This is a genomic window from Bacillus sp. FSL M7-0003, assembly GCF_038628485.1.
GTDB lineage: Bacteria > Bacillota > Bacilli > Bacillales > Bacillaceae > Bacillus > Bacillus safensis.
Window position 1 is genome coordinate 2,225,769 of record NZ_CP152024.1, and the last position, 21,267, is coordinate 2,247,035.

The 21,267-nt window shown below is 42.7% G+C and carries 27 protein-coding genes and 1 riboswitch; of the genes, 3 read left to right on the top strand and 24 right to left on the bottom strand.

Features of this window, described 5'->3' with window-relative positions; genetic code table 11:
• Positions 1-37: 37 nt before the first annotated feature.
• The 18 genes from folD to MHI23_RS11405 form a co-directional block, all read right to left on the bottom strand.
• Positions 38-889 (bottom strand): bifunctional methylenetetrahydrofolate dehydrogenase/methenyltetrahydrofolate cyclohydrolase FolD, encoded by an 852-nt coding sequence (gene folD, locus MHI23_RS11320; protein WP_024422943.1) that lies wholly within the window; start codon positions 887-889, stop codon positions 38-40.
• An 11-nt stretch (positions 890-900) separates the two neighbouring features.
• Positions 901-1,296: a transcription antitermination factor NusB gene (gene nusB, locus MHI23_RS11325; protein ID WP_012010530.1), complete on the bottom strand. Its 396-nt coding sequence runs from the start codon at positions 1,294-1,296 to the stop codon at positions 901-903.
• 210 nt (positions 1,297-1,506) lie between these two features.
• On the bottom strand, positions 1,507-1,914 hold the full coding sequence (locus MHI23_RS11330) for an Asp23/Gls24 family envelope stress response protein (RefSeq protein ID WP_024422944.1): 408 nt from the start codon (positions 1,912-1,914) through the stop codon (positions 1,507-1,509).
• Between the two features lie 25 nt (positions 1,915-1,939).
• Complete coding sequence (gene accC / locus MHI23_RS11335; protein ID WP_024422945.1) at positions 1,940-3,289, bottom strand: acetyl-CoA carboxylase biotin carboxylase subunit; 1,350 nt, start codon at positions 3,287-3,289, stop codon at positions 1,940-1,942.
• An 11-nt stretch (positions 3,290-3,300) separates the two neighbouring features.
• Positions 3,301-3,783: an acetyl-CoA carboxylase biotin carboxyl carrier protein gene (gene accB / locus MHI23_RS11340; protein WP_024428007.1), complete on the bottom strand. Its 483-nt coding sequence runs from the start codon at positions 3,781-3,783 to the stop codon at positions 3,301-3,303.
• Between the two features lie 194 nt (positions 3,784-3,977).
• The gene (locus tag MHI23_RS11345; protein ID WP_024428006.1) at positions 3,978-4,610 is read right to left on the bottom strand and encodes a SpoIIIAH-like family protein; all 633 of its coding nucleotides are present in this window, start codon (positions 4,608-4,610) and stop codon (positions 3,978-3,980) included.
• Positions 4,610-5,281 carry a stage III sporulation protein AG gene (gene spoIIIAG / locus MHI23_RS11350; RefSeq protein WP_056767307.1) on the bottom strand — a complete coding sequence of 224 codons (672 nt, stop codon included), beginning with the start codon at positions 5,279-5,281 and terminating at the stop codon, positions 4,610-4,612. The genes MHI23_RS11345 and spoIIIAG overlap by 1 nt, the downstream gene beginning before the upstream one ends.
• Entirely contained in the window at positions 5,274-5,906 is a 633-nt protein-coding gene (gene spoIIIAF / locus MHI23_RS11355) for a stage III sporulation protein AF (protein WP_024422949.1), read from the bottom strand. Before spoIIIAF ends, spoIIIAG begins: the two co-directional genes overlap by 8 nt.
• Before the next feature lie 14 nt (positions 5,907-5,920).
• On the bottom strand, positions 5,921-7,114 hold the full coding sequence (gene spoIIIAE / locus MHI23_RS11360; protein WP_342491967.1) for a stage III sporulation protein AE: 1,194 nt from the start codon (positions 7,112-7,114) through the stop codon (positions 5,921-5,923).
• Positions 7,115-7,133: 19 nt separating this feature from the next.
• Positions 7,134-7,547: a stage III sporulation protein AD gene (gene spoIIIAD, locus MHI23_RS11365; protein ID WP_087978339.1), complete on the bottom strand. Its 414-nt coding sequence runs from the start codon at positions 7,545-7,547 to the stop codon at positions 7,134-7,136.
• Positions 7,544-7,750 (bottom strand): stage III sporulation protein AC, encoded by a 207-nt coding sequence (gene spoIIIAC / locus MHI23_RS11370; protein ID WP_003153142.1) that lies wholly within the window; start codon positions 7,748-7,750, stop codon positions 7,544-7,546. Before spoIIIAC ends, spoIIIAD begins: the two co-directional genes overlap by 4 nt.
• A 19-nt stretch (positions 7,751-7,769) precedes the next feature.
• Entirely contained in the window at positions 7,770-8,285 is a 516-nt protein-coding gene (gene spoIIIAB / locus MHI23_RS11375) for a stage III sporulation protein SpoIIIAB (RefSeq protein WP_024428003.1), read from the bottom strand.
• Positions 8,279-9,202 carry a stage III sporulation protein AA gene (spoIIIAA, locus tag MHI23_RS11380; protein ID WP_024428002.1) on the bottom strand — a complete coding sequence of 308 codons (924 nt, stop codon included), beginning with the start codon at positions 9,200-9,202 and terminating at the stop codon, positions 8,279-8,281. Before spoIIIAA ends, spoIIIAB begins: the two co-directional genes overlap by 7 nt.
• A 66-nt stretch (positions 9,203-9,268) precedes the next feature.
• Positions 9,269-9,550: a YqhV family protein gene (locus MHI23_RS11385; protein ID WP_024422953.1), complete on the bottom strand. Its 282-nt coding sequence runs from the start codon at positions 9,548-9,550 to the stop codon at positions 9,269-9,271.
• A gap of 170 nt (positions 9,551-9,720) precedes the next feature.
• Complete coding sequence (gene efp, locus MHI23_RS11390; RefSeq protein WP_024422954.1) at positions 9,721-10,278, bottom strand: elongation factor P; 558 nt, start codon at positions 10,276-10,278, stop codon at positions 9,721-9,723.
• Between the two features lie 25 nt (positions 10,279-10,303).
• The gene (locus MHI23_RS11395; RefSeq protein ID WP_024428001.1) at positions 10,304-11,365 is read right to left on the bottom strand and encodes a Xaa-Pro peptidase family protein; all 1,062 of its coding nucleotides are present in this window, start codon (positions 11,363-11,365) and stop codon (positions 10,304-10,306) included.
• On the bottom strand, positions 11,362-11,805 hold the full coding sequence (gene aroQ / locus MHI23_RS11400; RefSeq protein ID WP_024422956.1) for a type II 3-dehydroquinate dehydratase: 444 nt from the start codon (positions 11,803-11,805) through the stop codon (positions 11,362-11,364). The genes MHI23_RS11395 and aroQ overlap by 4 nt, the downstream gene beginning before the upstream one ends.
• 108 nt (positions 11,806-11,913) lie before the next feature.
• Positions 11,914-12,441 carry a YqhR family membrane protein gene (locus MHI23_RS11405; RefSeq protein ID WP_024428000.1) on the bottom strand — a complete coding sequence of 176 codons (528 nt, stop codon included), beginning with the start codon at positions 12,439-12,441 and terminating at the stop codon, positions 11,914-11,916.
• Positions 12,442-12,664: 223 nt separating this feature from the next.
• Between MHI23_RS11405 and MHI23_RS11410 the strand changes: the two genes are divergently transcribed.
• Together MHI23_RS11410 and MHI23_RS11415 are read left to right on the top strand one after the other, a co-directional pair.
• Positions 12,665-13,621, top strand: a complete 957-nt coding sequence (locus tag MHI23_RS11410) for a DUF1385 domain-containing protein (protein ID WP_034621616.1) — start codon at positions 12,665-12,667, stop codon at positions 13,619-13,621.
• 38 nt (positions 13,622-13,659) lie between these two features.
• The gene (locus MHI23_RS11415; protein ID WP_024422959.1) at positions 13,660-14,055 is read left to right on the top strand and encodes an SA1362 family protein; all 396 of its coding nucleotides are present in this window, start codon (positions 13,660-13,662) and stop codon (positions 14,053-14,055) included.
• Here MHI23_RS11415 and MHI23_RS11420 read toward each other — a convergent pair.
• From MHI23_RS11420 to MHI23_RS11430, 3 genes are all read right to left on the bottom strand, one after another.
• Positions 14,052-14,927 carry a patatin-like phospholipase family protein gene (locus MHI23_RS11420; protein WP_024422960.1) on the bottom strand — a complete coding sequence of 292 codons (876 nt, stop codon included), beginning with the start codon at positions 14,925-14,927 and terminating at the stop codon, positions 14,052-14,054. The genes MHI23_RS11415 and MHI23_RS11420 overlap by 4 nt on opposite strands.
• 104 nt (positions 14,928-15,031) lie before the next feature.
• Positions 15,032-15,466, bottom strand: coding sequence for a transcriptional regulator MntR (mntR, locus tag MHI23_RS11425; RefSeq protein WP_024422961.1), 435 nt, complete (start codon positions 15,464-15,466; stop codon positions 15,032-15,034).
• 85 nt (positions 15,467-15,551) lie between these two features.
• Entirely contained in the window at positions 15,552-16,388 is an 837-nt protein-coding gene (locus MHI23_RS11430; RefSeq protein WP_024422962.1) for a biotin/lipoate A/B protein ligase family protein, read from the bottom strand.
• Between the two features lie 219 nt (positions 16,389-16,607).
• On the opposite strand from MHI23_RS11430, the gene MHI23_RS11435 reads away from it, so the two are divergent.
• Positions 16,608-16,988, top strand: coding sequence for a rhodanese-like domain-containing protein (locus tag MHI23_RS11435; protein WP_087978357.1), 381 nt, complete (start codon positions 16,608-16,610; stop codon positions 16,986-16,988).
• A 44-nt stretch (positions 16,989-17,032) separates the two neighbouring features.
• Here MHI23_RS11435 and gcvPB read toward each other — a convergent pair whose 3' ends face one another.
• From gcvPB to gcvT, 3 genes are read right to left on the bottom strand one after another with little or no spacing between them, the layout of a single operon-like run.
• Positions 17,033-18,493 carry an aminomethyl-transferring glycine dehydrogenase subunit GcvPB gene (gene gcvPB / locus MHI23_RS11440; RefSeq protein ID WP_149126479.1) on the bottom strand — a complete coding sequence of 487 codons (1,461 nt, stop codon included), beginning with the start codon at positions 18,491-18,493 and terminating at the stop codon, positions 17,033-17,035.
• A complete protein-coding gene (gene gcvPA, locus MHI23_RS11445; RefSeq protein WP_342491968.1) occupies positions 18,486-19,832 on the bottom strand; it encodes an aminomethyl-transferring glycine dehydrogenase subunit GcvPA in 1,347 nt (448 codons plus the stop codon). Before gcvPA ends, gcvPB begins: the two co-directional genes overlap by 8 nt.
• 16 nt (positions 19,833-19,848) lie before the next feature.
• A complete protein-coding gene (gcvT, locus tag MHI23_RS11450; protein WP_339239978.1) occupies positions 19,849-20,946 on the bottom strand; it encodes a glycine cleavage system aminomethyltransferase GcvT in 1,098 nt (365 codons plus the stop codon).
• Between the two features lie 200 nt (positions 20,947-21,146).
• A riboswitch (glycine riboswitch) is annotated at positions 21,147-21,253 on the bottom strand.
• Positions 21,254-21,267 lie beyond the last annotated feature (14 nt).

Sequence of the window (21,267 nt, forward strand, 5' to 3'; positions counted from 1 at the left end):
TCCACCGGCAGCATGCGGGTGGATGAATGGATAAAGCTTATGCTAATGTACGTTTTGCTGATTTAACCGTATTGTGTGCAAGCATCGTAATCGTCATTGGACCGACTCCGCCAGGGACTGGTGTGATGTAAGAAGCTTTTTCTTTCGCTTCTTCAAAATCAACATCCCCAACAAGCTTCCCAGTATCTAAACGATTGACTCCTACATCGATGACAATTGCACCTTCTTTGATTTGGTCAGCTTTTATAAAGTTTGCTCGACCGACGGCAACAACTAAAATGTCCGCTTTTAATGTATGTTCTGAAATATTCGCCGTTCTTGAATGGCAGTAAGTAACCGTTGCATTTTCGTTTAATAGCAATTGTCCCACTGGTTTGCCGACAATATTGCTGCGCCCTACAACAACCACTTCTTTTCCAGAAAGACTGACACCCGTTTTGTTCAGTAATTCAACAATGCCTGCTGGTGTACAAGGTAGGAATGTATCTTCTCCAAGCAGCATTTTCCCGATATTTAATGGATGGAAACCATCTACATCTTTCTCAGGTGAAATACGTTCAATAACGGCTTTTTCAGAAATATGTTTTGGCAGTGGAAGTTGAACAAGAATCCCGTGGAATTGATCGTTCGCATTGTACTGATCAATCAGCTGAAGCAATTCTTCTTCTGTTAAAGAAGCATCTAAATGATCAAGCTGAAAGTGCATGCCCATTGCTTCTGCTGCTTTTTTCTTCCCGCGTACGTAAGAAAGTGAAGCCGGATCATCACCGATTAGAATAACGGCAAGACCAGGTGTGACTCCTTTTTGTTTTAGCTCTTCTACTTCTTTTGCTAATTGTTCACGTTTTTCTTTTGCTGTTTCTTTCCCATCGATGATTGTTGCTGTCATGTCGAATCCTCCTATTGCTGCTTTAGGTCGTTTTTAATGTTCGAAAGTACACCATTTACAAATTTCGGTGCTTTATCATCGCCGAATAATTTGGCGAGTTCAATCGCTTCATTCATTGAGACACTAACTGGGATGTCTTCTTGATACACCATCTCGTACACAGACAGCCTTAAAATGGCTCTGTCTACGTTTGCAATACGATCGAGTTTCCAATTCACTAGATGCTGTGAGATCATGTCATCAAGCTTGTCCTTTTGTTCAAGCACACCGAAAACCAGTTCCTCGAAAAAAGGATCTGATTCTTGTTCATCCAGCGCATGTGTAATGGCCTCTTTCGGATCAATATTGCTCACATCAATTTGAAATAATGTTTGTAGCGCCTTTTCTCTTGCAGTTCTTCTTTTCATTATTTACTCCTTTAACCACTTTATCCGCTTGTCGTTAAGCCATACAGAGATCATAACATATTTTGACCGTGGTCGCACCAAGATCCATGCGAGCTGTGACGAAAAACGAATCAATCCACGCGTCACGTTATCAATATTCGGAAATTACTCAAAAATGGGCTTTAAAAAACCAAAGAGGCAATGCCTCCTTGGTTTCACTTGAACCCTATTTTACATTTCTTGATCTACTTCAGCCTCAGGTGCTTTTGTTTCAAATTGAATGCCAACGACATGAATGTTAATTTCATTAATCGTTAAGGCAGTCATGTTCAAAAGGGTTTGACGGATATTTTCTTGTACAGCAGTGGATACCTTTGGAATGGATAGGCCAAATTCAACCACACAATACACATCGATTGTGATGCCTTCATCAGAGACATCTACTTTTACACCTTTACGGTGATTTTTCTTACCAAAGCGTTCTGCTACATCAGCAGCGAAATTGCCGCGCATTTCGGCAATGCCTTCGACTTCTGAAGCGGCGATCCCAGCAATGACTTCAATCACTTCTGGTGCAATTTGCACTTTTCCCAATTGATCTTCATCAAGGTTCATTTCAAGCAAATTGTTTTCTGACACGATCATTCACCTCCGAAAGCTGTGATTATTTCATGATTTGGTATGTTTCTAAAAACTTCGTATTAAAGTTACCGCTCACAAATGTTTCATGCTCGAGCAATCTAAGGTGGAATGGAATCGTTGTGTAGACTCCTTCAATGACGAATTCTTGAAGCGCACGTTTCATTTTCGCAATCGCTTCTTCTCTCGTCTTACCATATGTAATCACTTTTGCAATCATGCTGTCATAATATGGCGGAATCACATAGCCCGGATAAGCGGCAGAATCAACACGTACACCTAAACCGCCTGGCGGAAGATACATTTTAATTTCACCAGCTGAAGGCATGAAGTTTTTCTCTGGGTTCTCTGCATTGATGCGGCATTCGATCGCCCAGCCTTCATATACGACATCCTCTTGTGTAAGAGAAAGCTTCTCACCTGATGCAACCTTGATCTGTTCTTTGATCAAGTCTACACCTGTGACCATTTCTGTCACAGGATGCTCTACTTGAATACGAGTATTCATTTCCATGAAGTAGAACTTCTCTTCATTATAATCATAAATGAATTCGACTGTTCCAGCACCTGTGTATTCAACAGCTTCTGCTGCTTTTACAGCTGCTTCACCCATTTGCTCACGAATGTCTGCATTTAGTGCTGGTGATGGCGTTTCTTCAAGAAGCTTTTGCATTCTTCTTTGGATCGAGCAATCACGCTCTCCTAAATGAATCGTATTGCCATGCTGATCTGCAAGCACTTGAATTTCCACATGTCTAAAGTCTTCAATGAACTTTTCTAAATAGACACCAGGGTTCCCAAAGTTTTGCGCCGCTTCCTGCTGCGTGATGGTGACTCCGTTAATAAGCTCTTCTTCTGTACGAGCCACACGGATCCCTTTACCGCCTCCGCCTGCAGTTGCTTTAATAATCACAGGATACCCAATACTAGCTGCTGTTGAAACAGCATCATCAAGATCTTTTACAATTCCTTGAGAACCAGGGACGATCGGAACGCCTGCATTCTTCATTGTTTCTCGCGCGACATCTTTCGTTCCCATTTTGGAAATCGCTGACGCAGTTGGTCCAACAAAGATTACATTACATTCCTCGCAAAGCTCTGCAAAGTCTGCATTTTCTGCTAAAAAGCCGTATCCTGGATGGATGGCATCTGTCCCTGTTAATTTTGCTACGCTGACAATATTCGTGACATTTAAATAACTATCTTTAGAAGCAGTCGGTCCGATGCAATATGCTTCATCAGCCATTTGTACATGCAGCGCATCGCGATCCGCTTCAGAAAATACCGCAACAGTTTCAATTCCAAGCTCTTTACAAGCGCGGATAATTCTAACTGCGATTTCTCCTCTGTTTGCAATTAATAGCTTTTTAATCATGATCGTACTCCTTACTCTGCTTTCACTAGAAAGAGGGGTTGTCCGAATTCTACAAGCTGACCGTTTTCAGCTAATACTTCGACGATTTCACCTTTTACTTCTGCTTCGATTTCATTAAACAGTTTCATCGCTTCCACGATACATACAACAGTGTTTTCCTTCACCTTGGAACCTGTTGTCACGTATGGATCTGCTTCTGGTGAAGAGGAAGCATAAAATGTACCAACCATTGGGGATGTGATTTTATGCAGATTTTCAGACGCAGCTGCCTCTTGTGCAGGGGCTTCGGTCTGAGCTGGAGCTTGTGCTTTAGGAGCTTGTTGAGCTGGAGCTGCTTGGACTGGAGCCACTGGTGCTTGTGCCGCAACTTGCTGAACGACTTCTTTATTTTTCTTCAGTTTGATTTTTGCACCTTCGTTTTCGTACGTAAACTCATCGATAGTAGAGTCGTCAATTAATTTAATCAGTTCATGAATTTCTTCGATTTTTAACATGGATTTGCACCCCTATGTATGGATTTATCTTTTTATTATAGGCTAGTACTAAAAGTACATACTATAACCATCTTACAGGAGGATTTCGATGAATTCAACTACTATTGTGGTGAAGCGCCTCGCGTAAGTACCTTGGAGAGGGCGTCAAGCCGCATCAAAAAACGCCCTTTTCCGCAAAGGGCGCCAGTTCATTTTTATTGATTAGTGGGCTCAAAAGTGACAGCTACGTTATCAAGACCTCTCATTTCTTTTGTGACCATATCAATAATATCGGCCGCTTGAGATTTTGATTTTTTATCAGAACGAACCGTGATGCTCACTTTATCCCCTTCAGCACTTACGAGCGCATCTTTATAGCCTTTTGTTTTGATCAATGTCTCAAGCTGACGCTCAGTTCCTTCTGCTTCACTGAGCGCAGTCATTTGATCGTATGCTTCACTTTTTTCTTGCGCTGTTGCATCGTCACTGGAGACAATTTCGTTGTATTCTTCGCGCTGCTTGCTTCGTTTATCTTCAAGCTCTAGTCTGTATGTTGTAAAAAGCTCATCGTCTGTTTGCTCTGACACAGCCTTTCCTTCTTCACCGCTTGTTTCGATATCCTCTTGTTTGCCGTTTGTTTCTTTGTCAGTGGATTTCTTATCAGCGCCTTTTTCCATGCCTTTGTCCGTCCCTTTTTCTGTTTCAACCTTTTTCTCTTCAGTGCCTTTTGATTTCGTATCTTCTACTGTCACTGCATTTTCACCCTGTGGAGACATGATATAGTACACACTTAATACGACAACTAAACTTAGCATCGTTAATAGCCAAACCGTTTGTTTTTTTAACATCATTCCGAATCCTCCTTGATTTTTTTAGGGGCAACAGCCACTCTATGGGTCGGTACATCAAGCACTCGTGTAACCGCTTCAATGATGGTTTTCTTTATTTGAACGTTGTCTACTCCTTGAGCAACAACGAGGACACCTCGGATTTCTGGTTTTTTCGTTTGAACAACGACTGGTGTTTCTTCATTGCCATTTTTGATGATGACGACTTCTTCTTCTTTTGTTTGATCGGTGACACTTCGTACGCCGCCTTCTTTATCTGTTTCCTCGGTCGTTGTACTTTTATTGGATTTGTTTTTTTCAAACACTTTTAAAGACGTTGCATCTACATTGACCACAATGGATACATCCTCAACGCCGATGATGGTCTCTAAAATTTCTTTCAGCTGATTTTCGTATTCTTGCTCCACATCCTCAATTGAATTTTTTGGTTTACCTGAGGATGCCGGTTTGAATACCTCCTGCTCTTCTGAGGATGTTTTTTTAGAAGCAGGAACAGCAGCTTGTTGTTTGCTTGATGGCGGTGACAAGATCTGACTGACTAACATGAAAGATACGCCGATAATGAATACAAGCAGCAAGTAATGGTGCTTCGTTAATTTGGGTTTCCCTTCACCTTTTTCAGGCGGCTGGAAGAATGATTTCAGCTTTTGTTTCCAGTCCTTGTTATTCATGATCTGCTGCGTCACCTCCCTCAATGTTCAGCGCGATGTGCTCAGGACTCGTATTCCAAACATCAGCAAGTGTCTCTTTCACCCTCGTGATCTCTTTGCTAGAAGATCCAGCGCTTTCCTCCTTTTGCTTGGAGAGATCAATGTCCACCTTTGCCACCGTTTCTACAGCATCACCTGTGAGCGGGGAAAGAACTGCTTTGATGCGAAATTGATCCGCCTCCATATTCTGATCCAGATGCTCCTCATCAGCCAGCACTTCTACGTGTTTCATTACATAGCTCTCCTTCTCCAGTGGCTCCTTTGCGCTTTTTTCTAGTTGGACAGCCATTTGCTTTAAAATATATGCACGCTGAGAGGCTTGTATTTCTTTTTTTTCTAAATTCATCTGATTTTTTATTTCTTCTGACTGCGCTTCTTCCTTCCCTTTCATCAATTCTGAAAAAATTTGATCAGGATCTGCTCGAAATAAAGCAAAAATCGGATTGAGCATCACCACGATGAGCAGCAGGCTGACGACCATTTTTGCATACTTTTGCATGCTCGAATTGGGAAGCAGAAGATCAATAACAATCGCAAATAAGATAAAAAGAATAATACTTGTGATCCATTCCGTGAGAAAACTCAAAAGGTGTCCCCTCCTTACTTCATCATCATGGTCAGGTTACCCGCAGTGATGATGACGGTAATGCTTAAAAAGAACATGAGCGACACTACAGCAAGTGCGGCAAATATATACAGCACACTTTTTGAAATGACATCAAGACAGCTGATGATGGGTCCGCCCCCTAACGGCTGAAGGATGGCAGCAGCAAGCTTATAGATAAGGGCTAACGAAAGGACTTTAATCGCCGGGAAAGCAGCAATTGAAATCAAAATGGCGACCCCAACTAGTCCGACTGTATTTTTGAGTAAAACAGAGGCGCTGATCACAGTATCGGTCGCATCTGTAAACATTCTGCCTAGGACAGGGATGAAGTTTCCGGTAATGAATTTGGCTGTACGAAGAGCGATTCCATCCGTAACGGCCGCAGATGCACCCTGAACGGAAATGACGCCGAGAAAAACGGTTAAAAAAACGGCAAGCCCGCCAATTGCCACATTTCTTAACAGCTGGGCAAGCTGGGTTACCTTGTATTGTTCGGTCAGCGTACTGATAATGCTCAATATTGCAGATAAAAAGATGAGCGGGAGAACGACATACTGAATGAAAATACCGCTCGTGTTCATTAAAAATATAATAACGGGATGAAAGAATCCGGCTGAGACAAGCCCGCCTGATGAAGCAATAAGCGCTAGTAAAAGAGGAATAAGAGCAAGAATAAAACTGGTCATCGTTTGAATGGCTTCTGTAGCATAGGAAATCGCCACATGAAAGCTGTTAAGTGCAATAATAATCAGCACCATGTAAACAAGAGCATATGCGACTTTGCTGACGGTGCTTTGTTCAAAGGCATTTTGTAAAAGCTGCAAAAGCGAACAAAAGATGGTGAGTAAAATCAGAGTACCTAGAAGCTTTCCGTTTGCAATGACCTCGTGAAACAGATAATGTACAAAGGCTTTCAGCCATGTTTGGGGAGACAGCTCTTTATCGCCGTCAATCATTTCCTTCACTGTGCCCTTTTGGCTTTCTGGCAAAAAGCCGCCATACTCGTCCAAAATGGTTTCCCAAAAGTCACTGATGGAATGAAGCTCAAGTGCATCAGCCTGTCCATTCGCCACTTCCTGTGCTGCTGGCTGTTCATTAGATAAAGGTTCTTTTTCTTCTGCCCCTGCATGCGGAGCAATCAGCCAAAAGAAAAGCATCAATCCCATTACAGCGGTCACCCGTTTCATTGTCATCACCTCTTTTCATTTACGTCATGGACGGGATCATTCCTAAGATCGTCTCAATGATGACTGTTAAAATCGGGACGGCCATCACCAAGATGAGAATCTTGCCGCCTAGCTCTATTTTGGATGCAATGGCGCCTTGTCCAGCATCCTTCGTCAGCTGAGCGCCAAATTCCGCAATATAGGCAATGCCAATAATCTTCAATATGGTTTCAACATACTTCATATTGACGCCGGCACTTGCTGCAATTTTTTCAATCATCGAGATAATGGCATAGATTTGATCAATTAAATAAAGAAAAATGACACATCCGGTAAAAACAACAAGCATAAAGGCGAAGGTTGGCTTTTGTTCTTTGACGATTAATGCTAAAAAAGTAGCGATTAAACCAAGTCCAACAATTTGTATGATTTCGATTTGTAAGCCCTCCCCTATCCTTGAAATAGAAATACGGCTTTAATCTTTTTAAACAAATCGTCTACAATAGTTGCCACCATAAACAAAATGTAGATAAACCCAAGCAGCGTCACCCACTGAGCGTACTCTTTCTTCCCCATTTGGTCTAAAATCGTATGGAGAAAGGCCACGACGATGCCTACTCCGGCAATTTGAAAAATGACGTTTACATCAACGCCCATGCTCTCGACTCCCTTCCTCTCACATCAATAAAAGAATCAGTAGTAATCCGCTTAAAAATCCGAGGCTTCTGACCATTTTTTCATTTTTCGCTTGGGCGATTTCAGCTTCTTTCTCCTCTGATTCCAAATGGCCTAAAGCAAGCTTGATATACTTTTGCTGAGAAGTGACATCATGCTGGCCAAGTGTTTCTCCAAAGTGCTTCAACGCCTCATATTCGCCTTTTTTCAATACGGTTTTTTTCCAAACATCTTCAAGACTTTCGTTCCATGCATGGCGTGCAGAAAAGGTCCCCACTTTCAGCTTTTCTGCAAATTGTTCAAACAGCTGATTCACAGGTGGACCTACCTGCGCTGCAATTTGCTCTGCCGCCCGTGCTAAAGGGGTTTGACCATACATAATTTCAGCTTCAAGAGACTGGAGAGCAAACCGCAGTTGCCGAATTTGTTTAGGTCTGTCGCTATATCGTTTGGCAAACTCGAATCCTCCCCAAGTCGTGGCCGCGACAATGAAAATAGCGCCAATGAGCTTTAACATACGTCCACTCCCCGCCTCCATTTCATCTCTTGGCCGTCCCCGCCGTACATTCGCCCGATCGTGCCAGGCCCATTGTTTCGATTTAATTCAACATATCGTTCAAACACACGAAGCTCCCATAACGGTTTAAAAGAAGGCCGTTTATATACATCTTCAAGTGAATATCCATGAGCTGAGACGATGATGTTGACTCCGGCATGAATCGCTTCTAAAAGTGCCTCGACATCCTCACTTTTTCCGATTTCATCGACAATCATGACCTCTGGGCTCATAGACCGAATCATCATCATCAATCCTTCAGCCTTTGGACACGCATCGAGTACATCAATCCGGTGGCCAAAATGGTGCTGCGGCACTCCTCTGATACATCCGGCGATTTCAGAACGCTCATCAATAATGCCTGTTTTTCTAGGAGGAATGGTTTTTGTGCCTGTACTAGCAAGACGTGCTATATCCCGGAGCAATGTGGTTTTCCCCGTTTGCGGGGGACCGATGATGAGTGTATTGTGCCAGTGCTCTTCATATAAATAAGGAAGAAAAGGAAGCGCAATCCCGATTTTTTCTTTGGCAATGCGGATATTAAATGAAGAGATATCTCTTAACCCTTTGACAAATCCGTTTTCAACGATCACCTTTCCAGCAAGTCCTACCCGGTGTCCGCCAGATATCGTGATATAGCCCTGTTTTAGCTCTTCCTCAAGTGTGTACATGCTGTAATTGCTCAGCCTGCCTAATAGCTGAGACGCATCTTCCCAGGTGGTGTGATAAGAAAGGAAACGTGGTTTTCCTCCCTGCATTAATTCAATAGGACGATCCGTGCGAATGCGGATTTCTTCTATTTGCGCCCATTCTGCCTCTTTTAGCAGCCTGAGTTCTTGTCCAATCGAGTGCGGGAGAATATCCAACAAACTCCGCAACGAATTCCCCTCCTTTTTTTCTTCTCTAAAATGTATGATGTGAGCCGTTAATTATGCCAAGCCGTTTCACTTATAGATCCCAACAAGGATAAACACGACACCAATGAAAATGAACACGAGCTTTGCATAGGATAGCTGCCCGGCAATTTGATAGATTCCAATCGTCATCGTGATAATAAAAATGAGCGGCCCGATGATTGCCAATATACTATTGATGACTACCGCTTTCCGTACATCATTGGTGATTAAAATAAGGATGGCTGCCGTCAGTTCAATGGCGGCGGATAAGAATCTCATGCCTGCCATTGCAGCGACTGACGGGTGAAGACCTGGGAGAAATTGTTTCATATAGAACCTCCAGCTTTTTTTACACTATATGCTTGACCAGCTGGAAGTAGTCTTGTTTTTCAGGGAGGAAGAGAGATGAATGAGAGAATTGAGAGAAGGCCTGCCTTGAGGAGTCATTTTTCCAATAAAAAAAGACTGTAAACACGAGGTTTACAGTCTTTTTTCGTTCATTACGCTCTTGAAACGTATGAGCCGTCAGATGTATTAATCACTAGTTTATCTCCTTGGTTCACAAAGAAAGGAACGTTGACGATTAAACCAGTTTCAGTTTTTGCAGGTTTTGATCCGCCTGATGTTGTGTCACCTTTAATACCAGGCTCTGTTTCTACTACTTCTAGTTCTACTGTGTTTGGAAGTTCTACTCCAAGAGTTTCAGCACCGTACATCACGATTTGAACAGACATATTTTCAAGTAAATATTTCAGCTCATCTTTAATTTGTGCTTCACTTAGTTCAAGCTGCTCATAAGAACTTGTATCCATGAAGACATGCTGATCGCCATTTGCATACAAGTATTGCATTGTTTTTGTTTCGATTTGTGCTTTCGCTACTTTTTCGCCTGCGCGGAATGTTTTTTCTTGAATGGCACCTGTACGCAGGTTACGCAGTTTCGAACGAACAAACGCTGCGCCTTTCCCTGGTTTTACGTGCTGAAAATCCACTACTCGCCAAATACCGCCGTCCACTTCAATTGTCAGGCCAGTACGAAAATCGTTTACTGAAATCATTTTGTCATCCTCCTACATTTCACCATCATAATATGATAAGTTCTTTCGGTGAGTGGGTCAATCGTTTATTGCCGTCAGCTGTCAGGACAATATCATCCTCAATTCTCACGCCGCCGACATCTGGCAAGTAAATCCCCGGCTCAACTGTGACGACCATTCCCTCTTCTAAAACGACCTCTGATCGTGAGGAAAGGCCTGGCGCTTCATGCACTTCCATACCTAGCCCGTGCCCGGTTGAATGCCCGAAGTATTGACCATAGCCATACTTTTCAATGATGTCTCGTGTGATGCGATCAGCTTCTTTTCCTGTTAAGCCTGGCTTGATTCTATCCACACCAGCGTTTTCTGCTTCTAATACGATATGATAAATTTCCTTTAGCTTGTCGCTTGGTGTTCCGACAGCAATCGTTCTTGTCATATCAGAACAATAGCCTTTATAGTAAGCACCAAAATCGAGTGTCACTAAATCACCAGATTCAATCACCTTTTCACTCGCTCTTCCGTGAGGCAGGCTTGAACGAACACCTGAGGCAACTATCATATCGAATGAAGATCCTTCAGCACCTTCTTTTCTCATGAAAAATTCAAGCTCGTTCATGACAGCAATTTCCGTCAGGCCCGGCTTGATGTAAGTGAGAATATGATCAAAGGCGTGATCTGCAATCTTCGCAGCTTCCTCTAATATCTTAATCTCTTCACTAGACTTAATCAAGCGCAACTTTTCAACTGATTCAGAGACTGGAACAAGCTCTATACCGCCTGCTTTGGCTGCGTACTGCTGATACGTGGCAAATGTCATATGGTTTTGTTCGAACCCAAGGCGTTTCACTCCAAATTCCTTTGCCGTTTGAGCAGCCGTTTCCACAATGTTTCCTTTATGTTCAATGATGTCATAGCCTTTGACTTGATCCTTCGCTTGCTCTGTATAGCGAAAGTCCGTGATAAAAGCTGCCCGGTCCTTTGAAACGACAGCAAGACCGGCTGATCCGGTAAAGCTGGTCATATACTGTAAATTAAAACTGCTCGTAATGACAAGGCCATCGATCTCTAATTCACTTAAAAGTGCTCTTAGTTTTTCAAGTTTCATGATACTGCTCCCCCTTCACTGACTAAATAACGAATCGCCAATTTATACCCTTCTAAGCCAAGCCCAACGATTTGTCCTTGGCATACTGGAGCAAGTACAGAATGATGGCGGAATTCCTCTCTCTTATGAACATTTGTGATATGTACTTCAATGACTGATAAAGAAATACTTGCAATGGCATCTCTCAGCGCATAGCTGTAGTGGGTAAATGCACCCGGGTTAAACACGACACCATCGTATTGATCTTCTGCTTCATGGAGCGCATCAATCAAATCCCCTTCGTGATTTGATTGAAAGAACGTTAATTGGATGTTTGCTCGTTCTGCGAACTGGAACAAATCCGTCTCTAAATCTGTCAGCGTCTTACTTCCATAAACAGCAGGCTCTCTTTTGCCAAGCCTATTTAAATTGGGTCCATTCAGTACAAGAAAATGAGGCATATGACCACTCCTTCACCCTAATTCAATCTATATCGAGATCTGTTTCTTTTTCCTTAGAAACCTTTCGTTTCCAAAAATATTTTATCATATGAATAGGTGATTTACACTTTATTCTGTCTTTTTCCCGAGTGCCCTCGCAAGCTTCTGACTCGTCAATTCATTATATTCAAACGAAATGCTGTACCCGACAAACATGCCATATAAAATATATAGGCAAAATGTCGTGACAATGGTGCTTTGCTGCAACTCTTGTACTTGCTTTACATCTGGGAAAATGGGATTAAATACGTAAAAAACGAGCAGCCATAAAAGCCCGCCATATACTAAACCCATCCAAAAGCCTTTGATCCTTTTTAAAAGCCCAAAATAAATAAAGGCGGCTCCAATCGATAAAACTCCTAACAGCACAATACTGATAAAAGTACCAAGTCCTCCCTTTTTCCATTCTCCAAGCACAAATGGCTGAAGCAGCATATTGGGACTCACCTCTGAAAAATGAAACACATGGGTTAGAAACCCGATAAAGCCCCAAAAAACACCGCCGACAAAGCCTGTAGCAGCGGCTCTTGCCACAAGTGATGTCGTTTGCACGGACTGATTTTTTTCTTCTTGGTTTTTCTTTTCATCACGTTTCATTTGTGAACACCTCCAGCAAGTAGTATGTCCAAAATGTCATGAAAAAAAAGGATTTCCATGCGTGAGTGTAAAATTTTTAAAACAGGGTATACTGGCTAAAAAGAGGTAGATAGAATTCTAGTAGATAATCGACCTGTGAGCTAGTGATTTCCCCTCATTTCCTGTACAATAAAGGTATAAGGAAATGCATGTAAATTACAGGAAACAGGCAGGTTGATGAAATATGTCCAATCAAACAAAACCTCCAGCTTATGGAGGGCAGGCAGTTGTCGAAGGTGTCATGTTCGGAGGTAAGAAGAACTATGTGACAGCGATTCGGCGAAAGGACCAGTCCATTGAGTTTTTGAAGCTTCCCCGGACCTCCAATAAACGAACCGCCTTTCTCAAGAAAATCCCCTTTGTCAGGGGTGTTGCTGCACTTGTTGAAGCAAGCGCAAACGGCAGTAAGCACTTAAACTTCTCCAGTGAGCGATATGACTTAGATCCTTCTGAAGATCATACTCTTGAAAAAGAACAAAAAAGCTCGAAATTATCCATGATCTTCGGCATTGCTGTGATCGGAGTTCTCTCTCTACTCTTTAGTAAATTTGTCTTTACCCTGGTACCTGTCTTTTTAGCAGAGCTTGTGCGTCCCATCTTTTCAGGGAATTTCGCACAAATCGCAGTGGAAACATTCTTCAAATTGGTCCTTTTATTAGGCTATATTTACTTTATTTCCATGACCCCTTTAATTAAAAGAGTATTTCAATATCATGGGGCAGAACATAAAGTCATAAACTGCTATGAACAGAACCTTGACATCACAGTGGAAAATGTCCAAAAGCAATCCCGTCTGCATTATCGATGCGGCAGCAGCTTTATTTTATTCACTGTCATTGTCGGGATGTTCGTCTATTTACTCGTACCGACAGATCCTTTATGGGTGAGAGTTCTGAACCGCTTGGCACTTATTCCGGTTGTTCTGGGCATTTCATTTGAAGTGCTTCAATTCACGAACAAACTCCGAGAAGTGCCTGTGCTTAAAGCGCTTGGCTATCCTGGCCTTTGGCTGCAATTGCTCACAACAAAAGAACCTTCTGACGATCAAGTCGAGGTAGCCATTGCAAGTTTTAATGAACTTCTTCGTTTAGAGGAAGTATCTCTGAAACAAGCGTCAGATTCTGCTCATCAAGTGATCTAACTTATAAATCCGGTAAATTCCTTCGGAGGTGGACAGTTATGAATCGCCGAGTACATCCTGCTTTTACCATTATTTTCGCTTTAGGTGTTTTGGGATTTGTGTACTTACTCACAACGAACCCAGGCAGACTTTTTACCATGCTGCTGTCTGTTGTGATCATTGGAGCGGTTTTGTTTTTCCTATTTAGATGGCTGATGAATCGAAGAACTGGAACAGAGGGCAATCTTTATCGTAAAGCAGTCAAACAATCAAAACGTCGCTACCAGCAGCCTAAACCAAAAACGAAAAGCCAGATGAAAAATCGGGTCACTCATTTGCGAAGCGTGCCGACTGACCACAAGTCTAAGCCCGTCCTTCTCAAAAAGAAAAGCCAAACACATTTGACTGTGATTGAAGGCAAGAAAAACAAAAAGAAGAATCGCGCCTTATTTTAAAATGTCCAGCTTTTTAAAAATTGCTCGGCCTTCTGTCTGCCTAGATCGACGAGCGCCTTTTTCTTTTCTGTCATGAGTTGAAAATCAGTGGCAATGACGTGTTCTACAGGAATAAAAATAATATGACGTTCGTGTTTTGTGGCGATATGTCTTTCGTCATGAGCACCACGCATCGTTTCAAAAAGAGCGCCAAACAGTTCAAACGCATTGCGGATGGAGTGTTGAGGGCGTTCTTTTTCGTTTGGCGTTAATGTGACACCGACGAACGGTCTTTTTTTCTCTTCAGCAAACAGCCAAATTGGAAAATTGCTCAGCACTCCTCCATCTACAATGGTACAAATGCCTTTTGATGACTTCAGTTTGACAGGTTCGAAAAAATACGGCAGGCTGCAGCTCATTCGAATGGCCCTCGCCACGGAAAACCGTTCTGGATTTAATCCATATGAAGGAAGGTCGTCTGGCAGAACAAGGATTTTTCCATTCGTTAAATCGGACGCAACGATTTTCAGTGAATCTTTTTTGAGGTCTCCAAACACGGTGACCCCTTTTCGTTTTAGCACATCGGTCAGCCATTTTTCCAGCCGGTCTCCTTTATAAAGACCGAGACGCCAGTAAATGGATACCCACCTGAGCATTTTAAACGGGATGAATTGACATCTCCTATCAAGCAATTGATGCTCATCCATTTCATCTAAAAGCGTGCGAATTTCCTGGCTTGTAAAACCTGCTGCGATGAGTGAAGCAATGATTGCTCCAGCACTTGTACCAGCAAGACGGACAAATTGAAATCCTCTTGCTTCAAGCGCTTCATAGGCACCTGCAAGCGCTGCCCCCTTAATGCCTCCACCTGAGAACACACCATCTATCTTCATCAAGGAGCCCCCTTTGATTTCACGCTAATAATAGTGTAGGAGCTTTTGCTTTCAATTAGAACTTTAATCAAAAAGGACACCCATGCTGAGGGTGTCCTTTTTGATTAAGATTCTTGATTTGTTTGTTCGTTTTTCTTTTGAATCGCTTTCAGCTGAACAGATCGCTCATCGTTTTCTTCAAAAAATTGAACGAGATCGCCGATGCGGTCAATGCTGTTCCAGCTGAGATGATGTTCAATGCCTTCTACATCATCATAAATTTTCTCTTCATCTACACCAATGATTCTTAAAAATTGCTCTAGCAGTTCATGTCTGTATACGAGACGTTTTCCAATTTTTTTGCCTTTCGGGGTTAAAATTAGACCACGATACTTCTCATAAATGAGGTATTCATCTTTATCTAGCTTCTGAACCATTTTTGTTACAGAGGAGGGATGGACAGCGAGTGCTTCTGCAATATCAGAGACTCTGGCATATCCTTTATCTTCTATCAGCATATAAATTTGTTCAATGTAATCTTCCATACTAGGTGTAGTCATAAAACCCCTCCATAATGCACCTTTACTTAATAATCAACCCAATTCTACACCATCGTTCATTAAAAAACAAGGAGTGTCCTTCGGCTTAACGCTTGTAATTCCAATCATCTGAGGCATATTTCGTTTTTGCGAGATGATGGACAAACGCTAATTCTTCATCTGTCAGCTCATAAGGTTCAAGCTCAATATTTAATCCTTTTTCAAACCCTCTTTTAAACGCAGCACGCGCATCGTCTATTGTACATGTTCGGTCTGAGATTTCATTGATGGCAACCGCTTTGTTTTTAAAGCTTCGCTGCATCCGCTCTCTCACCCGGTCGTTTGGATAAAGGAACAAATCGAACAATTTGTCCTCATCAAGGTCAATTAAAATAGATCCATGCTGGAGAATGACACCTTTTTGTCTCGTCTGAGCACTGCCCGCTACCTTTCTTCCTTCTACAACAAGCTCGTACCAAGAAGGGGCATCAAAGCATACAGATGATCTTGGGTTCTTTAAGCTTTCCTTTTCTTTATCTGTACGAGGAATGGCAAAATACGCATCGAGTCCCAGCTCTTTAAAGCCCTCTAAAATGCCTTCTGAAATAACGCGGTACGCCTCTGTCACCGTCGCTGGCATTTCTGGATGTTCCTCTGACACAATCACGCTGTAGGTCAGCTCCTGGTCATGAAGTACTCCCCGTCCTCCGGTTGGTCTGCGGACAAATCCAAGACCATATCGCTTGACGGCTTCTAGGTTGATTTCTTTTTCAACGTTCTGAAAATACCCAACAGATAATGTCGCCGGATTCCATCCATAAAAGCGGATAACAGGCGGAATGAGCTTCTCGCTATGCCAATAAAGCAAGGCTTCGTCCATTGCCATGTTAAAGGCAGGGTCTTGGTTTCCTGAATCAATGAAACACCATTTCTCTTTTTGCATATAAAATCCCTTCTCTTTTACGTAGTCAATGTTAGATGATGGTGGTGACCACCGGTTTTCTCTCTTCATCAGTCTATCAAATAGGGACGGAATTGAAAATAATTCTTACCATTTATGATGACAAGTTTCTTATGCTTTACTATAATAGTATTTGTCTAAAACGTACCATCAGACAGGCTACTGTGCTGATGCTCAAGAAGGAGTCGAGTTGTATTGTCAATATTCAACTATATCGTCCTCGCACTTTGTGGACTTTTCGTTCTTTATTCCATCGGCAGCTACATTTATCAGCAGCGCATTATGAAAACGCTGACGGAAGAAGAATTTATTAAAGGTTACCGCAAAGCCCAGCTCATTGATGTGAGAGAGCCAAATGAGTTTGAAGGCGGACATATTTTAGGGGCAAGAAATATCCCCCTTTCCCAACTAAAGCAGCGCAAAAATGAAATACGTCCTGACAAGCCTGTTTATCTCTATTGTCAAAATAATTTTAGAAGCGGAAAAGCAGCCCAAACTTTACGTAAAAACGGCTGCCGTGAGATTTATAATTTAAAAGGCGGCTTTAAAAAATGGGGCGGCCGCATTAAAACGAAGAACTAACTAAAAAGACTCTGGGAGCATGATTCCCCCCGAGTCTTTTTTCTTTATTTTCTTTCAAAAACGAGAACTGGATTCCGTGCGGCCTTTGTTTCATCCATACGTTTGACAACCGTTGTATGCGGCGCTTCCTGCACCACTTCAGGATTCTCTTCTGCTTCTTTCGCTATCTGAATCATTGCTTCGATGAATGCATCAAGTGTTTCTTTTGATTCTGTTTCAGTCGGTTCAATCATGATACATTCCTCTACATTGAGCGGGAAGTAGATCGTTGGCGGATGGTAGCCGAAATCAAGTAATCGTTTGGCAATATCCAGTGTCCGCACACCTAATTTTTTCTGACGTTTACCTGAAAGGACAAATTCATGCTTACAGTGACGATCAAACGGCAAATCATAATGAGCACTTAAGCGGCGCATCATATAGTTCGCATTTAACACGGCATTATCGGTTACAGCCTTTAAACCGTCTGGCCCCATAGAGCGGATGTACGCATAAGCTCTAACGTTAATGCCAAAGTTGCCATAGAATGGCTTCACGCGTCCAATTGATTCTGGACGGTCATGATCAAAGTAAAAACGGCCTTCCTTCTTCACAAGCACCGGCTTTGGTAAATACGGAATTAAATCCTTTTTAACGCCAACTGGACCTGAACCAGGACCTCCGCCTCCGTGCGGGCCTGTAAAGGTTTTGTGAAGATTTAAGTGGACAACATCAAATCCCATATCTCCTGGTCTTGCTCTGCTTAAAACAGCGTTCAAGTTGGCTCCGTCATAATAAAGCTTACCGCCCGCTCCGTGAACGATTTCAGCCATTTCTAAAATATTTTCTTCAAAGAGGCCTAGTGTATTCGGGTTTGTAAGCATTAAAGCAGCTGTTTCTTCATTAACAACGCGGCGTAAATCTTCTAAATCAACAAGCCCGTTTTCGTCAGATGCGACGGTAATGGTTTCAAATCCAGCGACTGTCGCAGATGCCGGGTTCGTTCCATGAGCAGAATCAGGCACAATGACTTTTGTACGCTGATGATCTCCCCTTGCTTCATGATACGCACGGATCATCATGAGTCCCGTCCACTCGCCATGTGCTCCTGCCGCCGGCTGTAATGTCACAGCGTCCATTCCCGTAATTTCTTCAAGATGTTCACCTAGATCGTATAGTAATTCTAATGCACCTTGTACAGTGTCTGCCTCTTGTAGCGGATGAACCTGCGAGAACCCTGCAAGGCGTGCAACCTTTTCATTAATCTTTGGATTATATTTCATCGTGCAAGAGCCAAGAGGATAAAATCCGGAATCAACCCCATGATTGCGTCTTGATAATGCTGTATAATGACGCATAATATCAAGCTCAGATACTTCAGGAAGCTCAGCATCCTCATCACGGATGTATGTCTCATCAAATAAAGACGGGATCTCCTGTTCAGGTACATCTAAATCAGGCAGGCTGTACCCTATTCTTCCTTCTTTAGATAATTCAAAAATAAGCGGCTGATCTTGTTTATTCATGGCGATCCCCCAATTCCTTGATAAACGTATCAATTTCTTCTTTTGTTCTTAGCTCTGTCACGGCTACAAGCATGTGCTGCTGAAGCTCTGGGTAGTCTAGCCCCAAGTCGTAGCCGCCGATGATTCCTTTTTCAAGCAATCGTTTATTGGCTTCTTTCACAGGCTCCTGTAACTTGATCACAAATTCATTAAAATGAGCCCCATCTACATCCGCCTGCAGTCCATATTTTTCTGCCTGCGTCTTGGCATAATGGGCTTTTTGCACGTTTTGATAGGCGATATCTTTTATGCCTGTTTTCCCTAGTGCCGTCATGGCAACAGAAGCAGCTAATGCATTTAATGCTTGGTTTGAGCAAATATTTGACGTCGCTTTATCTCTTCGAATGTGCTGCTCACGCGCTTGAAGGGTCAGAACAAATCCACGAACACCATTTTCATCTTCTGTCTGTCCGACTAAACGACCTGGCACTTTTCTCATCAACTTTTTCGTCACAGCAAAATATCCGCAGTGAGGTCCGCCAAATGCAGCCGGGATGCCGAACGGCTGCTCATCACCAACGACAATATCTGCCCCGAGTTTTCCAGGCGGCGTCAATAGTCCGAGTGCGAGGGGATTACTAGAGACAATGAATAGGCTTTTTCCTTTATGTGCAATGGGTTCAATGTCTTTTAACGGCTCGACGACACCAAAAAAGTTTGGATATTGCACGAGAACTGCTGCTGTATCATCGCAGACCGCTTTTTCCAATGCAGCTAGATCTGTCTGCCCTTTTTTCGCAGGCACTTCAACAACTTCAATGTTTTGTCCTTTGGCATATGTTTTCAGCACCGCTCTTGATTCAGGATGAACCGTTTCAGAAACAACCACTTTTTTCTTCTTTGTGTGTCCCGCAGCGAGCATTGCCGCTTCAGCCAGTGCCGTCCCGCCATCATACATCGAGGAGTTGGCAAAATCCATACCAGTCAGCTCAGCAATCATTGTTTGAAATTCAAAGATGGCTTGCAACTCACCTTGCGAAATCTCCGGCTGATAAGGTGTATACGCTGTATAAAATTCAGAGCGTGAGATCACATGATCGACAATGACAGGCTGGTAATGATCATATACACCTGCACCAAGAAACGATGCATAGGAAACTGTATCCTTATTCTTTGCAGCTAGTCGGGATAATTCCCTGACAAGCGCTGTTTCAGATGCGGCTTCTTTGATGTTGTATGCTCCTTTGAATCTAACTTTCTCTGGGATATCTGAAAAAAGCTCATCAATCGACTGAACGCCGATGACATCCAGCATTTCTTTTTGATCTTGCTCTGTTTGCGGCAAATACCTGTGCTTCATCCTCTATTCCCCCTCGTTATTTGGCTCTTTTATAAAATGGTGTTGCGACGATTTTGGCTTTTAAACGTTTTTTGCGAACTTGTACTTCCACCTCTGATCCAAGCTCCGCCTCTGAGGTTTCGATCAAAGCAAGCCCGACATTTTTCTTTAATGTTGGGGATTGAGTGCCCGTTGTGACAATCCCAACCTGCTTTTCTCCTGAAAAGACTGGATAGTCTGTACGCGGAATCCCTTTATCAATCATTTCAATGCCGACAAGCTTTCGCTTCAGTCCCTCTTCTTTTTGTTTTTTAAGTGCAGCTTTTCCGATAAAATCAGCTTCTTTATCCGTTTTGACAGCAAAACCAATCCCACCTTCTAATGGAGAGATATCCTTTGTCAGCTCCTGGCCATAAAGCGGAAGCCTTGCTTCAAATCTCAAGGTGTCACGTGCACCGAGTCCGCACGGTATTAACCCTTTTGGTTGCCCTGCTTTTAATAAAGCTGACCACAGGTGAACCGCATCTTCTGACTGGCAGTAGATTTCAAAGCCATCTTCCCCTGTGTAGCCTGTTCTGGAAACGAGCACTTCTTTATTTGCGACCTCAGCTTTTGATAAAAACGTAAAAGGTTTAAGCGATGTCACCTCTTCATCCGCCACCTCTTTGATGATGTCAGCTGCAAGAGGTCCTTGTAGCGCTAGCAAGGCGGTTTGATCAGATATATTTTTGATCAATACGTCATCCTTCTCTTGGTGCTTCAAAAGCCAATCCACGTCTTTATCGATATTTGATGCATTGATGACAAGTAAATAGTGGTTCTTTTCTTTTTGGTAGACGAGCAGGTCATCTACCGTTCCGCCATCTTCATAGCACATGGCTGTATATAGTGCCTTACCGTCTGTCAGCTTAGACACATCATTGGTTAATAACCTTTGTAAAAAAGGAAGGGCATCTTGACCTTTGACGTCCACCTCACCCATGTGAGACACATCAAAAAGCCCTGCTTTTGTTCGAACAGCTTCATGTTCTTCTTTAATGGAAGAAAATTGGACAGGTAATTCCCAGCCCCCGAAGTCAATGGTTTTTGCGCCAAACGTTTCATACGCATGAAAAAGCGGTGTTCGTTTCAACATCAATCTTTTCCCCCTTTTTTCTCACAGTGCAAATGCAAGCTGAATTTTCAGAAAAAATCACAGCAAAAAAGGACAGAGCGCTCCCTTTTATCAAAAAGAAGTCTCTGTCCTTGCACCTGAAAGTTTACAGCACAATATCATTGTGCGTTTTCCCCTTTGGTGGTTTGCTAAAACCCTTAAGCAAACACTCTCCAGAGTTGCGTCCGGTAAGAGTACTTTTGCCTGAGAGATTCACTGAATCATTCAGCTTGCTCCTTCGGCGCCTGCCAGTGCAAAATAACCGCCAAGTCTCTCCCCATACCATCATCCGCTCATATTTTT